Source organism: Halomonas sp. Bachu 37 (assembly GCF_039691755.1).
GTDB lineage: Bacteria > Pseudomonadota > Gammaproteobacteria > Pseudomonadales > Halomonadaceae > Vreelandella > Vreelandella kashgarensis.
This window is the reverse complement of sequence record NZ_CP137552.1, coordinates 2,110,181-2,125,731: the sequence shown is the minus strand read 5'-3', so window position 1 is coordinate 2,125,731 and position 15,551 is coordinate 2,110,181. Positions and strand designations below refer to the sequence as shown.

Here is a 15,551-nt window from a genome sequence, read left to right as displayed (position 1 = left end):
TTGTATTGGGGTAACAATGACAAGCCTGGTAGGGCGCACTGAGGCCACGAGTGACGACAATGAGTTCCCCCAAGACGCTATTCGACAAGGTGTGGCAAGCCCACGAAGTGCATCGCAGCGACAGCGGCCAAAGCCTGCTGTGGGTAGACCGTCACTTTGTCCATGAAGGGTCGTTCCATGCCTTCAACAAGTTGAGTGAACGGCAGTTGCCCGTCGCCCGACCCGACCTGACCTTTGGCATTGCCGACCACTATGTGCCCACCCAGGCACGAGACCTTGCTGGCGTGGCCGACGCCAAGGTGCGCTCGATGATTGAGCAGCTCAGCCATAACGCGCGACAGCACGGGGTGACGCTGTTTGGCCTGGAAGATCCTCGCCAGGGCATCGTGCATGTACTAGGTCCTGAGCAAGGCCTCACTCAGCCCGGCATGGTGATGGTGTGCGGCGACAGCCATACCGCCACCCACGGGGCGTTCGGCAGTATCGCTTTCGGGATTGGCGCGTCAGAAGTGGCCCATGTGCTGGCCACCCAAACCCTGTGGCAGAGCAAGCCCAAGGTGATGCGTATTACGGTGGATGGCCAGCTGGCGGAAGGTATCACCGCCAAGGATATCGCCCTGACCTGGATTGCTAAACTGGGAGCCGACGGTGCTCGCGGCTATGCCATCGAGTATGCGGGCGAGGCGATTCGGGCGCTCTCCATGGAAGCGCGGCTGACGCTATGCAACCTCTCCATCGAAGGGGGTGGGCGCTGCGGTATGATCGCCCCGGATCAAACGACGTTCGACTATCTGCGTGGGCGCCCCTGGTGCCCGAAGGGCGAGGCTTTCGAGCAGGCGTGTGCACACTGGGCGACGCTATGTAGCGATCCTGATGCGGAGTTCGATCTGGAAGTGGTGCTGCAGGCTGACGAGATCGCCCCCACGGTGACCTGGGGCGTATCGCCTGAAGAAGCGCTGCCCATTGATCAGTACGTGCCCGATCCTGCGCAATTGGGCGACCCGGCCAAAGCGCGTCAGGCCCAGGAGAGCCTGGCTTATATGGGCCTGGCGGCAGGGCAAAAGCTCACCGATATCACCATCGACCGCGTCTTCATCGGTTCCTGCACCAATGCCCGGATCGAAGATTTGCGCGCCGCCGCCGCCGTGCTGGCTGGCCGCAAAAGCCGCGTGCCGGGCATGGTGTCACCCGGCTCGACGCTAGTGAAAACGCAAGCGGAAGCGGAGGGCTTGGACCGTATCTTCATCGATGCTGGGCTCGAGTGGCGCCACTCAGGGTGCTCGATGTGTGTCGGCATGAACGGTGATCTGGTGGCCAGCGGCGAACGCTGTGCGTCTACTACCAACCGTAACTTCAAGGGGCGCCAAGGCCCGGGGGCGCGTACCCATTTGATGTCGCCCGCCATGGTAGCCGCGGCGGCCATCAGCGGGCGGCTGACCGACGTACGCCAGCTCGCTTCCTCCTCACCCCGCGCCTCTGGAGAGCCGTCATGAAACCCATCACGCTACTGGATACCCTGGGAGTGGCGTTACCTGCCGCGAACGTCGATACCGACCAGCTGATTCCTGCCCGCTTCATGAAGGAGCCACGCAGTGTGGGGTACGGGCAGTTTCTGCTGTATGACGTGCGTCATGATGAACAGGGCCAACGGGTGTCGAACGTCATGCTCAATCACCCCATGGCGAGCCAGGCGGAAGTCATGGTCAGTCGACGCAACTTTGGCGCCGGCTCTTCTCGCGAGGCGGCTGTCTATGCGCTGGTGGACGATGGTTTTCGCTGCGTCGTGGCGCCGAGCTTTGGCGATATTTTCGCGTCCAACGCCGTCAATAATGGCTTGTTGCCCGCCGTTGTGACGGAAGAGGCAGCGGAACAGCTGTTGCAGGCCCTGGCCGAGGCCCCTGCGCCTATCGTGGTGGATTTGGAAGCGCAGCATATTCGCGTCGGCGAGCTGAGCGTACCCTTTAGTGTCTCTGCCGTGTGGCGCACCAAGCTGCTGAACGGTTGGGACGATATCGATATGACCCGCCAGCATCTTGAAAAGATCGATGCTTTCGCCGCGCATTACGAACAGCAATTCCCATGGGTGGCGCCCGTGCCGCCCAGTGCTGAGATCATCAGCCGAGGATAACATTGCCCCGGGCCAGGCTGCCGTCAGAGCAGCCACCCCGTGCCGGACATGACGGGCCGATAACAACACGACGCACGCTTGCAACAATGGTTTTAGGCAGTAGATCAACACAATAACCGCTACAACAGATCACCTTGTGCAGGAGACACACATGAAAAAAGTAACCCTTACGTTGGGCATGCTCACGGCGCTGGCCTCTACCCATGCCTTGGCGGTGGACCAAATCAACGCTGTCCATGCTTTTCCTCCTTCGCTGATTTACACCCAGAGCTTTCTAGCGTTCGTTGACAAGGTCAACGAGCGTGGCGAGGGCGTGGTGCAGATCAACGTGCGTGGCGGCCCTGAGGTCCTCGGGCTTTCCGAACAGCCGGACGCAGTGCGCAACGGCGTGGTGGACATGGCTTACACCGCCGCCAGTTTCTATGCGGGCACGGTACCCGAGCGGGATGCCATGGTAGCGTCCAATACCAATGCCATTTATGCCCGTGAGAATGGTGGTATTGACCTACTCAACCAGATCCACCAGGAAAAAATGGGGACCTATTACTTGGGCTGGTTCGACAGCGGGGTCAGCTACAACCTCTACACCATTGACGAGCCGAGCCTGGACGAAGAGGGCAACCTCAGTATCTCGGGGTTGCGCCTGCGCAGTAACCCCGTTTACGACGCCTTCTTTCAGGACTATTTGAAAGCGCAGCCGATTAGCCTGCCGACGACCGACGTTTACGCGGCCCTTGAGCGCAGCGTGGTCAATGCCACCGGCTGGACGCAGATCGGCCTGACGGATCTCAACTGGGATCGTTTCCTCAACTACCGGGTCGATCCTGCCTTCTTCTCCACGGACATGGGCGTCATCGTCAACCTGAACAAGTGGAACCAGCTCAGCGAAGAATCCCAGCAAATCCTGCAGGAGGTCGCCATCGAGCACGAGCGTGAGAGCGCCGAACAATTGGCGGCGCTAGCCGATGAGCAGCAGGCACAGCTGGAAGCCGATGGCATGCAGGTCGTTACCTTGGAAGGCGAGGCGGCGCAGCGTTTCTCCGATGCTGCCCGAGAGGCGACCTGGGAGCGCATGCGTCGCCAGATGGAGCGTCACCCGATGGGCCTTGAGCACTACGATACGCTGATCGAAAAATTCAACGATCTATAAAACGTAGGGGGCGCCGAGCCATCGCGCGCCCCGTGTTGTGGCTATTTTCCAGGGTATCTTATGCGCTACGCACAACGCGGCTATCTGCTGCTGCTTAACGGCATGGCTCTGCTCGCCGCCATCATGCTGGTCTGGCTGATGGTGGCCGTGGTGCTCTCGGTGATCATTCGTAACTTAGGGCTTCAGCCGTCGGCTTGGTTCTTTCTGTCGACCGAGTACGCCATGTTCTACCTCACGCTCCTGGGGGCGCCGTGGCTGGTACGCCAAAAAGGACACGTCCATATCGAACTGCTTACCTCGGTGCTGCCGCCGCCGGTGCTGAATGTGCTTAGCAGGGGGGTGTCACTGCTGTGTGTCGTGGTGTGCGGTGTACTGGCATGGAAGGGGTTGGACTTGGTCATGATGAATATAGAACGTAACGATTATGACGTACGCGCCTTTTTCGTGCCTAAGTGGATATTGACCCTTGTATTCCCTATCAGTTTTACGTTGATGGCAATCGAGTTTGGCCGCTTTGTCGTGGGTCAAGACATTCTTCATAGTGGCGAAGCGGGGATTAAAGAATAATGGAATGGTACTTTGCGCTCGCTTTTTTGCTGTCGCTCATTCTGCTCTTTATGGCGATTGGCACCCCCATCGCCCTGGCCTTTTTAGCCGCTAATGTGATTGGTGCATGGCACTTCATGGGGGGGCAAGCGGGCATCCTACAGATGCTCAATAACGGGTTTGGCGCGCTATCTAGTTTCAACCTAGTGCCAATACCGCTGTTCTTGTTAATGGGGGAGTTGTTTTTTCGCACCGGGTTGGGCATGAAAATGTTCAATGCCGTGGACCAACTCATGGGTAAAGTACCGGGGCGCTTATCGTACGTCACGGTCGTAGGCGGCACGGCATTTTCCACGTTAAGCGGCTCTTCCATGGGCTCTACGGCGTTGATGGGGTCGCTGTTGGTACCTGAAATGGAGCGCCGTGGCTATAAAAAGAAAATGGCCATTGGCCCGATCCTGGGAACCGGTGGCTTAGCGATCATTATTCCACCCTCCGCGCTTGCGGTACTGTTAGCGACATTGGCAAAAGTGGATATCGGCGCTTTGCTGATTGCAGGTATCCTGCCGGGGCTGACGCTGGCAGGCTTCTACATTGCCACCATCTTCATTCAAACGAAGTTGGACCCGCTAGCGGCGCCGAACTACGAACTCGAACCGGTGCCGATGGCGGCGAAGCTGAAGCTGATCGTGACTGACATCCTGCCCATGCTCAGTGTCATGGTCATCATCGTTGCGTTAATGCTGATTGGTTTTGCCACCCCGTCTGAAGCCGCTGCGTTTGGCGCGTTGGGGGTCATCATCCTGGCGTTCATCTTCCGCTGTATGACATGGGAAGCATTCAAACTTTCTGTGGCCGGCGCTTTGAAAGTCACCCTGATGGCTTATTTGATCGTGTTCGGCTCGGCCACGTTCAGCCAGCTGCTCGGCTTCTCGGGAGCCTCGGGGGGACTGATTGCCTGGGCGACCGGCTTCGACCTATCGCCTCTGCTGATGTTATTGGCGATGTTTGCGGTGCTGCTGGTACTGGGCACGTTCATGGAGCAAATCTCCATCATGATGCTGACCGTGCCTATCTTTTTCCCGTTGGCACAGGCGTTGGGATTCGATCTGGTGTGGTTTGGCGTCGTAGTCTTGCTGGCGCTGGAGATCAGCTTTTCGACGCCTCCTCTGGGGCTACTGCTGTTCGTCATGAAAGGCGTGGCGCCAGCGGGGACGACCATGCGCGAAATCTACTCGGCGGCGATCCCTTACATTCTCTGTTCGATGCTGCTGGTGGCGTTGCTGGTAGTTTTTCCCGGACTCGCCACTTGGTTGCCTGGCATGATCCGATAACCTAAAGGTAGGTAACACAACAGCCTCATTCGTCAGAGTGAGGCTTTATTTTATGCGTGGGGCCGCTAACCTTATGCTGGTCAACGTAAAAGGATAGCAAGGAGCAATGATGACGACAGGGACCGTGTTGGCACTGGTGGTTAACGGTGATAACAGTGCTGTTGTGCGTGGCGCTGCACTTCGAGGTGGCCATTCGTGTCAGCCGCAAGCTGGATTACGCTGAGTCGAGGTTACGCAAGCGCTTTCTGATTTTGATGTTCGCCATGTTCGGGGCGCATGTGGCGGAGATCGGCTTGTTCGCCTTGGGAATCGCCGTACTGCTCCAGCTGCCGGGTACAGGAGCGATCACCGGAAGCGAAGCGGTGACCCTATTCGATCACCTGTATGTTTCTTCGCTCAGTTATACCACGCTGGGCTATGCCGACCTCTCCCCGGAAGGGCCGCTGCGCCTGCTGACGAGCACGGAGGGCCTGCTCGGCTTCATGCTGATTACCTGGTCGGCATCACTGACCTTCCTGCAGATGCAGCAGCACTGGGCCGTCGGCGGCGAATAGCTCGCCTGCAGAACTCACCACCAATGTCGTCTCGCTTTTAGCGGGGGCTCAAGGCAAGCTGGGATAAAATTTTCGGAGAGAACTCGTGAAGCTGTCCCCCGCCTATCGCCTGGCTTCGACCATCCTGCATGGGTTCGATGAGTACCGGGCCCGTTTCAAGGAAATCACTCATGATGCCAGCCGCCGTTTTCGCGATGCGGCCTGGCGCGAAGCACAGCAAGCCTCCGCCGAGCGCATCAACCTCTACGAGGAGAAAGTGCAGGACACCCTGGGCCGCTTGCGACGTACGTTCGAACACGACGTGCTTTCCCATTGCGAATGCTGGCGCGAAGCGCGCGATCACTATGCGGAACTGATCAGCCAGCGCCTGGATTACGAGCTGGCGGAAACGTTCTTCAACTCGCTGTTCTGCTCCATCTTCCACCACCGCCATATTCGCAACGACTGGATGTTCGTCTACAGCTCGCGGGAGGATGCCGCCCATCATTCCGGTATCGAGCTATGCCGTCGTCAATCGGTCCGGGGAGACTGGCAGGCGGCACTGAAGTGGGCCTTGCAGGAAGCGCCGCTGGACAACCAGTTCGACGACATTGATCGCGATGCTGAGCTGGGTGCTGAATTTCTCACCGCAAACCTGCCATCCGTGATCCTCGAGGCGCAGGATAGCGAGATCGAGCTTCTGCAAAGCGTCTTCTATCGCAACAAGGGTGCCTATCTGGTGGGTCGAATCATCGGCGGCGGCGAGCAGGTGCCGCTGGTGCTGCCGGTATTGCATGGGACGGGATTCGGCGAAGAGGAGGGCGCCAGCGCCGGCTTGCACCTGGATACGGTACTGATCGAGTCCGATGAGGTATCGATCATCTTCTCCTTCACCCGCGCCTATTTTCAGGTCGAGGTCACGGTACCCGGCGAATTCGTCGCCTACCTGCAGCAACTGATGCCGCAGAAGCCGCAGGGCGAGCTCTATGCCGCAATCGGCTTCTTCAAGCATGGCAAGACCGAATTCTTCCGTGCTCTGAACCACCAGGTGGCCAAGCGCGATGACCAGTTCATCATTGCGCCCGGTGTGCGCGGCATGGTCATGGCGGTATTCGTGCTGCCCTCCTATCGCACGGTATTCAAGATCATCAAGGACAAGTTCGATCCCACCAAGGAGATGAGCCGGGAGAACGTGCGCGAGAAGTATCGCCTGGTCAAGCGCCACGATCGGGTAGGGCGCATGGCCGATACTCAGGAGTTCTCCAATTTCATCGCCCGCCAGGACCACTTCTCCCCCGAGTGCCTCGAACATCTGCTGGAAGTGGCGCCGTCGACGGTCTACCTCAAGGACGACAAGGTCATCATCAAGCACTGCTACACCGAACGCATGATGACACCGCTCAATCTCTACCTGGAGGACTGCGGCGAGGAGGAGACGTTGACGGTACTCAAGGACTACGGCAATGCCATCAAGCAGATGGCGGCGGCGAACATTTTTCCCGGCGACATGCTGCTGAAGAATTTCGGCGTGACGCGCCACGGCCGGGTGATCTTCTACGACTACGATGAGATCTGCTATCTTACCGAGTGCAATTTCCGCCATATTCCCGAGGCCATGTACCCCGAGCAGGAGCTGGCGGATGAGCCGTGGTACTCGGTGGGACCGAATGATATCTTCCCCGAGGAATTCGGCCCCTTCCTGTTCGCCAATCCGCACATGCGCAAGCTTTTCTATCAACTGCATCCGGACCTGTTCGATGCGGACTACTGGAAGGGACTGCAGCAAGCCATTCGTGACGGTCGCGTGATCGACGTCTATCCCTACCGCAACAAACAGCGTTTCGGCGGGTCGAATGGCGAGCTCACGTATTGATCAGGCTCGCCTGTCGAGCGGCTCAGGGAGGGTTATGACTCAGCCAGCGCTACCGCATCTTGTCGTCTTTACCGGCTCCGGTATCAGTGCCGAGAGCGGCATCAAGACCTTCCGCGCCAGCGACGGCCTATGGGAAAACCACCCGGTGGAGGAGGTGGCCACGCCGTCGGGCTGGCGGCGTGATCCCGAACGCGTACTGGACTTCTACAACCTGCGTCGCGAGCAGATCCGAAAGGCCAAGCCCGGGGCGGCGCACAAGGCGCTGGCTGACCTGGAACAGGCCGGCTTCAAGGTCAGCATTATCACCCAGAACATCGACGATCTGCACGAGCGCGCGGGCTCGCGCCATGTACTTCACCTGCATGGTGAGATACTGAAGGCACGTTCCACCGTGGACGGCCGGATGCGCTATCCGCTGCCCAAGGGAGGCATCGCCATGGGCGATATCTGCGACAAGGGTAGCCAGCTGCGACCCGATGTGGTGTGGTTCGGCGAAAGCGTGCCGCTGTTTCCGGAGGCCTGCGATATCGTCAGTGAAGCGGATCTTCTGCTGGTGGTGGGCACGTCGCTTGCCGTCATGCCCGCTGCTTCGCTGCTTACGCATGTCGACGACGACACGCCTTGCGTGGTGATCGACCCCAATGCCGATGAACTCAGCCCGCCCGGTGTGCTGGCACTCAATACCACGGCGGGCGAGGGCGTTCCCGCCCTGGTCAAGCAGTGGAAGCAGCAGGGCCGGCTGTGGTTGCCGGAAGGTGAAATGGCCTCGGTCGGCCCGCTCAGGTCACGTTGATATCCACGGCGACATCCACGGCCAACGCCGCCGCACGCTGACGGGTCTCCTGCTCGGCAATGGTGCGGGCAAGCTGCGCTTGCCGGGCATCGTCGCTGTGGCAGGTCTCGCGAGTCTCTGGATGCAGGCCCAGCTTGGTGAATAGTGCCTTGTCGCGATCGGCCTGCGGGTTGCCCGTGGTCAGCAGCTTGTCGCCGTAGAAGATCGAGTTGGCCCCGGCCAGAAACGCCAGCGCCTGGGTGGACTCGCTCATCTGCTCACGTCCGGCGGAAAGCCTGACGTGACTTTGCGGCATGATGATCCGTGCCACGGCGATGGCACGGATGAATTCGATGGGGTCCAGATCCTCGACGTTCTCCAGCGGGGTGCCGGGTACCTTGACCAGCATGTTGATGGGTACCGACTCCGGGTGCGGGTCGAGTTTGGCGAGCTGTTGCAGCAGTGCGCTACGGTCCCGGGCGTCTTCGCCCATGCCCAGAATGCCGCCGGAGCATACCTTCATGCCTGCTTCACGCACGGTGGCCAGCGTCTCCAGGCGGTCGCCGTAGGTGCGGGTGGTGATGATCTCGCCGTAGTAATCGGGCGAGGTGTCCAGGTTATGGTTGTAGTAATCCAGCCCTGCCGCCGCCAGACGCTGGGCCTGCTCGCCATCCACCATGCCCAGGGTCATGCAGGTCTCGAGCCCCAGGGCTTTCACCTGGCGCACCATCTCTTCGACCACCAGCAGATCCTTGTCGCGGGGGCTGCGCCACGCCGCGCCCATGCAGAAGCGGCTGGCGCCGGCCTCCTTGGCGGCCTTGGCTTGCGCTACCACTTTCTCGATTTCCAGCAGCTTCTCTTTTTCCAGTTGGGTATTGTAATGGCCGGATTGCGGGCAGTACTTGCAGTCCTCCGGGCAGGCGCCGGTCTTGATCGACAGCAGGGTGGAAACCTGCACGGCGTTGGCGTCGAAATGCTCGCGGTGGACCTGCTGAGCCTGGAACAGCAGATCATTGAACGGCAGCGTGAAGAGCGCATCGATCTCGGCCAGCGTCCAATCGTGGCGTGGAGCAGCGTCAGTGGTCATTTGTAAACCTTTTAGTTATTGATGGTTGACTAGACAGTAAGACCTGAAGGGTTTTTGAGTCAACTTGGTTTTGTTATTTGGTTTACTTCCATGGCGCCATCGTCACCACTGGGTGGCTGCTTTATAATTGCCCTCTTTCATTACGGCTGGAGTCGGAATGCCGGATTCAGAACCCCCATCTTCTGGAATTAACGAACGCGATCCTGCCACCGGACGGGAGACTCCGCCCCGGCGCGAATTCAAGGCGCGGGGAAGCTTTGTCGAGCGCTGCGCGGGGTGCAACCTGCCGGTGCTCAACTGCCTTTGCCCGTATCAGGTCGAAGCGCAAAGCCATGCCCAGGTGTGGTTGATCACCCACTCCATGGAGCACAACAAGCCCACCAACACCGGGCGCTTGATTCAGGATGTCCTGCCGCATACGCGAGTCTTCACCTGGTATCGCACCGCACCGGATGCCGAACTCTTGGGCCTGCTGGCGGACAAGCGCTACGCTCCCTTCGTGATCTTTCCCGACGATCAGCCCGATTACGCCGAGCGCGTGGTGGGAATGGAGGCCGTTCATCAGGCGCAGGAAACGGCACGAATCCCGGTATTCGTGATTCTCGACGGCACCTGGCGCCAGGCGCGGCGGATGTTCCGCAAGAGTCCCTATCTCGACCGGCTCCCGGTATTGCCGCTGCGCACCCAGCGCCAGACCCGCTATCGGCTGCGCAAGCCCGCCTCCAGCGCCCACCTGTGTACCGTGGAAGTGGCGATCGAGTTGCTGCGCCAGAGTGGAGATGAGCCGGCGGCTCGGGTGCTGGACGATTACTTCGACGTATTCAACGACAGTTACGCTGCCAGCCGGTTCTATCACAAGATCGACGAGCCGACGCCCGCCATGCAGCGATTGGCGGCTCTTCAGCCGAGCTGATTCGATAGTGGATCAAGCCGATTCAAGGAGCATGGATGAGTGAGTTTCTGCTGAAAGCGGATGAAACAAACGAGGGGATGGATGCCGCTACACTGTACCGGCTGCTGTCGGGCTCGATCTGCCCGCGGCCGATCGCCTGGGTGGCGACCCGGGATAGGCAGGGTCGAGATAACCTGGCGCCGTTCTCCTTCTTTACGGTGGCCAGCGTGGCACCGCCGGTGCTGAGTTTTTCCCCGCTGCTCAACGACAAGGGTGAAGCCAAGGACACGATACGCAACCTGGAGCAGTTGCCGGAGTGCGTCATTCATATCAGCGGCGAGGCGTTGATCAAAGCGCTCAACACCACCAGCGCCAGCCTGGCGCCGGGAGAGGATGAGTTTGTCCTGGCGGGGCTTGCGAAGACAGAGATGGCCGGCGTTTCGGTGCCACGCATTGCCAACGCACCGGTCGCATTCGGCTGTCGGCTCCACGATATCATCCGTTTCGGCGATCAGCCCCGGTCGGGGTGCATGGTACTGGCGGAAGTGGTCTCCCTCCATATCGCCGACGAGCTATGGAACGGCCGCCATGTCGATATGGCGGCCCTGGCGCCTGTCGGACGCCTGGCGGGGGTGGACTATATCCGCTGCACGGATCTTTTCGCCCTGGAGCGCCCGGCCTGATGGTGCAGCGTCCTTAGCCGCTGCCGAACAGGGCGCCGGCAATCCTGAAGCCGGCAATCCAGGTGCCGGCGGCGGAGCCCAGCGTGGCCAGCATGAACACCAGCAGGGTGCGGGAGACGCGGTTTTTCCACCAGCCTTTCAGCTGGGTCACATCGTGGCGCAGGGTCGAGAAGTCGCGAACCTTGGGCTTGCGCATGTAAAGCTCGACCCCAGCAGCGACGAACCCCGCCCCGATAGTGGGGTTGAGTGAAGTGAGCGGGGCGGCGAAGAATGTAGCAACGACCGTCACCGGATGCGCCAGCGCGGCCACGGTCGCGAGTGCGGAAAGCACGCCGTTGATCAAGAACCACTCGACGATCAACTGCCAGCCGAGCTCGGTATTGCGAGAAAAGCCGATGACGAAGCCGGTCAATACCAGGGCGGTGATAACCCAGGGTAAGGCTTTCCAGATACTGGACGGCGGCGGCGTGGCTTCCAGCGCTTCGCGCTCAACCGTAGGCGATTCGGGCAATGGCGCGGCCAGGTGCTCGGCCGTCCCTTTCAGGTGGCCGGCGCCGAGCACCACCAGCACGTTGCGGTAACGTCCCGCCGGCGCGTCTTCCATCAGGCGCAGCGCCATGTAGCGGTCGCGCTCGCGGATCAACGGCGTATACAGCGCTTCGGATTCGGCGGCGAACTCGTTGAAGGTGGCTTCCAGCATGTCGCCTTCCTTGAGCTTCTCGATATCGGCGCTGGAAACTTCCTGGCGTGACAGCACGCTGCCCAATAGCCCTGAAAACAAGCCGAAGCGTTGCCACCAGGGAACGTTGCGGTAGATACGTTTCAGGGTGACGCCAACATCCCGGTCTACCAGCAGCAAGGGCAGGTCGCGCTTTTTGCTCTCCTCGACGGCCGCACGCATCTCGGCGCCGGGCTGGATACCGGACTGCTCGGCGATACGCTGCTGGAAAGCCCCCAGGGCCAGGCTGGCCGCGACCATGCCCGCCTTGCCCGCACGAAACACCTGGAACAGATCCTGCTCACCCATGGCATCGGGATTGGTCATGCTGTGATGGCGTGAGTCGCACAGCTCGATCGCCACCGCGTCGTACTCGCCGCTATCGATCAGGCGGCGTACATCCTCGGCGCTCTCGGCCGAGACATGAGCGGTGCCCAGCAGGGTATAGCGAGTGGCGCCCACCTCGATAACGTTTATTGGTCCGCTGGTTGTGGATGCTTGAGCAGGACTTGCCGCAGTATCGGCAGGTGCTGTCGCAGGGTCATGGTCTTGAGTCATCAAGGGCTCTCAAATCAATCAATAGGTTATCTTCGCAGTCATGGTCGTGCCTGACTAGCGACGCCAGAAGGCCGGGGTGAAGAGGACGAGTACGGTAAAGATTTCCAGACGCCCCAACAACATGGCGACGACCAGTATCCATTTGGCCAGCATGGGCAGGCTACCATAATGGCTGGTGGCATCGCCCAGCGCCGGGCCCAGGTTGTTGAGCGCGGAGCCGACCGTCGACCAGGCGGTCACCTGGTCCACTCCGGTGGCCATGACCCCGACCAGCATCAGGAAGAACAGCAACACGTAAACGGAGAAGAATCCCCACACCGCCTGGGCGATGCCATCGGGAACGCTCACCTTGCCCACCTTGACCGCGATCACCGCGTTGGGGTGGATCAGGCGCATCACCTCGCGCATGCCCTGCTTCAGGATCAGGATGATGCGGATGACCTTCATGCCGCCGGCGGTCGAGCCCGAACAGCCGCCGACGAACGCCGCCACGAACAGCAAAAAGGGCAGCGCTCCCGGCCAGGCGGAGAAGTCGGCCACCGCGAATCCCGCCGTGGTGGCCACCGAGACGACTTCAAACAGGCCGTGGCGCAGGCCCAACTGGGTATCGTAGGTTTGCGTAAGCCACAGGGTAACGACGGTCACCACGGTCAATCCCAGCAGAAACAGCATGAGGAAACGCGCTTCGGGGTCCTGGAAGTAATGGGTCAGGCGTTTTTCGCGCCAGGCGATGAAATGCAGGCTAAAACTGAAGGCCGAGATGAGCATGAAGCCGATGCAGATGAGCTCGATGGTGGCGCTATCGAAATAGCCGATGCTTGAGTCATGGGTGGAAAATCCACCGATCGCCACGGTGGAGAAGCTATGCCCCAGGGCGTCGAACCAGTTCATCCCCGCCAGCATGTACGCCACCATGCAGGTGATGGTCAGCGTGGCGTAGATATACCACAGCGCCTTGGCCGTCTCGGTGATGCGCGGGGTGAGCTTGGAATCCTTCAGTGGGCCGGGAATCTCGGTGCGGTAGAGGGCCATGCCGCCGACCCCCAGGGTGGGCAGTATCGCCACCGCCAGGACCACGATCCCCATGCCGCCCAGCCACTGCAACTGCTGACGGTAGTAGAGAATCGATTGCGGCAGGAAATCGATGCCGATGATCACAGTGGCGCCGGTTGTGGTCAGGCCGGAAAACGACTCGAACACCGCATCTGTGAGCGATAGCGACTCGTCGCCGAACAGCATCAGCGGCAGCGAGCCGAACATCGCCAGTACCGTCCAGAACATCGCCGCGATCAAGAAACCATCGCGGATGCGCAGCTCCTTGCGGGCATGGCGGTTAGGCAGATAGAGCAAGAGTCCCGTGACCACCGTGATCGCGATACCGGTGACGAAGGCCTGCCATACTCCGTCCTTGAACCATAGCGAGATCAGTATCGGCGGCAGCATGGTCAGGCTGAACAGCATCAACAGCAGCCCTAGAATGCGAAGGATGACCCTTAGGCTCATTGGCGGATATTCCTATGTCTCAAAAAGCATGGCTCAAGAAACGTGGCGCAAGCGGGCTGCGGACCCTGGGCAAATAGAGCGATGGAGCCGCTCAGAAGAACGTCAGGCCGACCTGGAACAGGCGCTCGACATCGCGGATGCGTCGCTTGTCGATCACGAACAGGATTACATGATCACCCGACTCCACCACCACGTCGTCATGGGCGATCATGACCTCCTTGCCGCGCACGATGGCACCGATGGTAGTGCTGGCGGGCAGCTCGATGTCGCCGATGGCCCGGCCCACCACCTTGGAGGATTGCTTGTCGCCGTGGGCGATGGCCTCGATGGCCTCCGCCGCGCCCCGGCGTAGCGAATGGACATTGACGATATCGCCGCGGCGCACATGGGTCAGCAGGCTGCCGATGGTGGCCTGCTGCGGGGAGATGGCGATATCGATCTCGCCGCCCTGGACCAGATCGACATAGGCAGCGTTATTGATCAGGGTGAGCACCTTCTTGGCGCCCAGCCGCTTGGCCAGCAGCGACGACATGATGTTGACCTCGTCGTCGTTGGTCAGCGCGCAGAAGATATCGCAATCCTCGATATTCTCCTCTTCCAGCAGCCGCTTGCTGGTGGCGCTTCCATGGAGCACCACGGTACGGTCGAGGCGTTCGGAAAGCTGGGTGCAGCGCTCCAGACTGTGCTCGATGATCTTGACCTGGTGGCTATGCTCGAGATGTTCGGCCAGGCGCTCGCCGATATTGCCGCCGCCGGCGATGACCACGCGGCGGAAATCGCGCTCGACCCGGCGCAGCTCGCTCATTACCGCGCGGATGTCGCGACGGGCGGCGATGAAGAAGACCTCGTCATCGGCCTCGATCACCGTGTCGCCGCGCGGAATGATCGGCCGGTTGCGCCGGTAGATGGCGGCCACCCGGGTATCCACGTTGGGCATGTGCCGCCGCAGGAAGGCCAGGTCCTGGCCTACCAGCGGGCCCCCATAAAACGCCTTGACCGCGACCAGCTGCACCAGCCCTCCGGCGAAATCGAGTACCTGCAGGGCGCCTGGATGCTCTATCAGGCGCCGTACGTGGTCGGTCACTACCTGCTCGGGGCTGATCAGGACATCGATGGGAACCGCTTCATGGGCGAACAGGCCCTTGCGAGTCAGGTAGGCGGTGGCGCGCACCCGGGCGATCTTGGACGGGGTGCGAAACAGGGTATGCGCGACCTGACAGGCAATCATGTTGACTTCGTCGCTGTTGGTGACGGCAATCAGCATGTCGGCATCGGCGCAGCCGGCCTGGCGCAGTACCATGGGGTAGGAGCCGGGTCCGGTAACGGTACGGATATCCAGCTTGGTATGGAGCTCGCGCAGTCGGTTGGTGTCGGTATCCACCACCGTAATGTCATTTTCTTCACGGGCCAGATGTTCGGCCAGAGTGCCGCCGACCTGGCCGGCACCGAGAATGATGATCTTCATCGCTTGAGGACATCCGTTGCAAAATGCCGACGCCGGTTGTGCGCCGCAATAAATCGGCGGCCAGTGTAAACCAGCCGCCGAAAAAAAGCAGGTAGGGTGCGCTTACTCCAGGGTAAACCCGACCTTGATGGTCACCTGCCAGTGACCCACCCGGCCGTCCTCGATGTGCCCGCGGGTGTCGGTCACCTCGAACCAGCGCATGTGTTCGATGGAGCCGGCGGCCTTGGTAAGCGCGCTCTGTATCGCATCTTCAATGCCGTTTTCCGAAGAACCCGTTAATTCGACATGCTTGTAAGTGTGATGACTCAT

General features: G+C 60.4%; 15 protein-coding genes. 10 read left to right on the top strand and 5 right to left on the bottom strand.

The window, feature by feature from the left end:
- Positions 1–59: 59 nt before the first annotated feature.
- The 8 genes from leuC to R5M92_RS09695 all read left to right on the top strand — a co-directional run bounded on the left by leuC (position 60) and on the right by R5M92_RS09695 (position 8,357).
- Positions 60–1,493 carry a 3-isopropylmalate dehydratase large subunit gene (gene leuC, locus R5M92_RS09730; protein WP_346795731.1) on the top strand — a complete coding sequence of 478 codons (1,434 nt, stop codon included), beginning with the start codon at positions 60–62 and terminating at the stop codon, positions 1,491–1,493.
- Positions 1,490–2,128 (top strand): 3-isopropylmalate dehydratase small subunit, encoded by a 639-nt coding sequence (leuD, locus tag R5M92_RS09725; protein WP_346795730.1) that lies wholly within the window; start codon positions 1,490–1,492, stop codon positions 2,126–2,128. Before leuC ends, leuD begins: the two co-directional genes overlap by 4 nt.
- 151 nt (positions 2,129–2,279) lie before the next feature.
- Positions 2,280–3,278: a TRAP transporter substrate-binding protein DctP gene (gene dctP / locus R5M92_RS09720; protein ID WP_346795729.1), complete on the top strand. Its 999-nt coding sequence runs from the start codon at positions 2,280–2,282 to the stop codon at positions 3,276–3,278.
- Between the two features lie 60 nt (positions 3,279–3,338).
- Positions 3,339–3,845 carry a TRAP transporter small permease gene (locus R5M92_RS09715; RefSeq protein ID WP_346795728.1) on the top strand — a complete coding sequence of 169 codons (507 nt, stop codon included), beginning with the start codon at positions 3,339–3,341 and terminating at the stop codon, positions 3,843–3,845.
- Positions 3,845–5,158 carry a TRAP transporter large permease gene (locus R5M92_RS09710; RefSeq protein WP_346795727.1) on the top strand — a complete coding sequence of 438 codons (1,314 nt, stop codon included), beginning with the start codon at positions 3,845–3,847 and terminating at the stop codon, positions 5,156–5,158. The genes R5M92_RS09715 and R5M92_RS09710 overlap by 1 nt, the downstream gene beginning before the upstream one ends.
- A gap of 146 nt (positions 5,159–5,304) precedes the next feature.
- On the top strand, positions 5,305–5,712 hold the full coding sequence (locus R5M92_RS09705) for an ion channel (RefSeq protein ID WP_346795726.1): 408 nt from the start codon (positions 5,305–5,307) through the stop codon (positions 5,710–5,712).
- Between the two features lie 85 nt (positions 5,713–5,797).
- A complete protein-coding gene (aceK, locus tag R5M92_RS09700; RefSeq protein WP_346795725.1) occupies positions 5,798–7,564 on the top strand; it encodes a bifunctional isocitrate dehydrogenase kinase/phosphatase in 1,767 nt (588 codons plus the stop codon).
- 34 nt (positions 7,565–7,598) lie between these two features.
- A complete protein-coding gene (locus R5M92_RS09695) occupies positions 7,599–8,357 on the top strand; it encodes an NAD-dependent deacylase (protein ID WP_346795723.1) in 759 nt (252 codons plus the stop codon).
- Here R5M92_RS09695 and bioB read toward each other — a convergent pair.
- Positions 8,344–9,423, bottom strand: a complete 1,080-nt coding sequence (gene bioB, locus R5M92_RS09690; RefSeq protein ID WP_346795722.1) for a biotin synthase BioB — start codon at positions 9,421–9,423, stop codon at positions 8,344–8,346. The two genes, R5M92_RS09695 and bioB, sit on opposite strands and share 14 nt — an antisense overlap.
- Before the next feature lie 157 nt (positions 9,424–9,580).
- On the opposite strand from bioB, the gene R5M92_RS09685 reads away from it, so the two are divergent.
- Both R5M92_RS09685 and R5M92_RS09680 read left to right on the top strand, forming a co-directional pair.
- Positions 9,581–10,336 (top strand): tRNA-uridine aminocarboxypropyltransferase, encoded by a 756-nt coding sequence (locus tag R5M92_RS09685; RefSeq protein WP_346795721.1) that lies wholly within the window; start codon positions 9,581–9,583, stop codon positions 10,334–10,336.
- Between the two features lie 35 nt (positions 10,337–10,371).
- Entirely contained in the window at positions 10,372–10,998 is a 627-nt protein-coding gene (locus R5M92_RS09680; protein ID WP_346795720.1) for a flavin reductase family protein, read from the top strand.
- A gap of 13 nt (positions 10,999–11,011) precedes the next feature.
- Here R5M92_RS09680 and R5M92_RS09675 read toward each other — a convergent pair whose 3' ends face one another.
- From R5M92_RS09675 to R5M92_RS09660, 4 genes are all read right to left on the bottom strand, one after another.
- Entirely contained in the window at positions 11,012–12,274 is a 1,263-nt protein-coding gene (locus R5M92_RS09675) for a TraB/GumN family protein (RefSeq protein ID WP_346795719.1), read from the bottom strand.
- A gap of 54 nt (positions 12,275–12,328) precedes the next feature.
- On the bottom strand, positions 12,329–13,777 hold the full coding sequence (locus tag R5M92_RS09670; RefSeq protein ID WP_346795718.1) for a TrkH family potassium uptake protein: 1,449 nt from the start codon (positions 13,775–13,777) through the stop codon (positions 12,329–12,331).
- Between the two features lie 91 nt (positions 13,778–13,868).
- Positions 13,869–15,242, bottom strand: a complete 1,374-nt coding sequence (gene trkA / locus R5M92_RS09665; protein WP_346795717.1) for a Trk system potassium transporter TrkA — start codon at positions 15,240–15,242, stop codon at positions 13,869–13,871.
- 102 nt (positions 15,243–15,344) lie between these two features.
- On the bottom strand, positions 15,345–15,551 hold the full coding sequence (locus R5M92_RS09660) for a dodecin (RefSeq protein ID WP_346795716.1): 207 nt from the start codon (positions 15,549–15,551) through the stop codon (positions 15,345–15,347).

What these genes read in the sequence shown, in the direction of transcription:
- leuC (WP_346795731.1), top strand. Translation starts at nt 60, where the DNA reads ATGAGTTCCCCCAAGACGCTATTCGACAAGGTGTGGCAAGCCCACGAA.
- leuD (WP_346795730.1), top strand. Translation starts at nt 1,490, where the DNA reads ATGAAACCCATCACGCTACTGGATACCCTGGGAGTGGCGTTACCTGCC.
- dctP (WP_346795729.1), top strand. Translation starts at nt 2,280, where the DNA reads ATGAAAAAAGTAACCCTTACGTTGGGCATGCTCACGGCGCTGGCCTCT.
- R5M92_RS09715 (WP_346795728.1), top strand. Translation starts at nt 3,339, where the DNA reads ATGCGCTACGCACAACGCGGCTATCTGCTGCTGCTTAACGGCATGGCT.
- R5M92_RS09710 (WP_346795727.1), top strand. Translation starts at nt 3,845, where the DNA reads ATGGAATGGTACTTTGCGCTCGCTTTTTTGCTGTCGCTCATTCTGCTC.
- R5M92_RS09695 (WP_346795723.1), top strand. Translation starts at nt 7,599, where the DNA reads ATGACTCAGCCAGCGCTACCGCATCTTGTCGTCTTTACCGGCTCCGGT.
- bioB (WP_346795722.1), bottom strand. Translation starts at nt 9,423, where the DNA reads ATGACCACTGACGCTGCTCCACGCCACGATTGGACGCTGGCCGAGATC.
- R5M92_RS09685 (WP_346795721.1), top strand. Translation starts at nt 9,581, where the DNA reads ATGCCGGATTCAGAACCCCCATCTTCTGGAATTAACGAACGCGATCCT.
- R5M92_RS09680 (WP_346795720.1), top strand. Translation starts at nt 10,372, where the DNA reads ATGAGTGAGTTTCTGCTGAAAGCGGATGAAACAAACGAGGGGATGGAT.
- R5M92_RS09675 (WP_346795719.1), bottom strand. Translation starts at nt 12,274, where the DNA reads ATGACTCAAGACCATGACCCTGCGACAGCACCTGCCGATACTGCGGCA.
- R5M92_RS09670 (WP_346795718.1), bottom strand. Translation starts at nt 13,777, where the DNA reads ATGAGCCTAAGGGTCATCCTTCGCATTCTAGGGCTGCTGTTGATGCTG.
- trkA (WP_346795717.1), bottom strand. Translation starts at nt 15,242, where the DNA reads ATGAAGATCATCATTCTCGGTGCCGGCCAGGTCGGCGGCACTCTGGCC.
- R5M92_RS09660 (WP_346795716.1), bottom strand. Translation starts at nt 15,551, where the DNA reads ATGAGTCATCACACTTACAAGCATGTCGAATTAACGGGTTCTTCGGAA.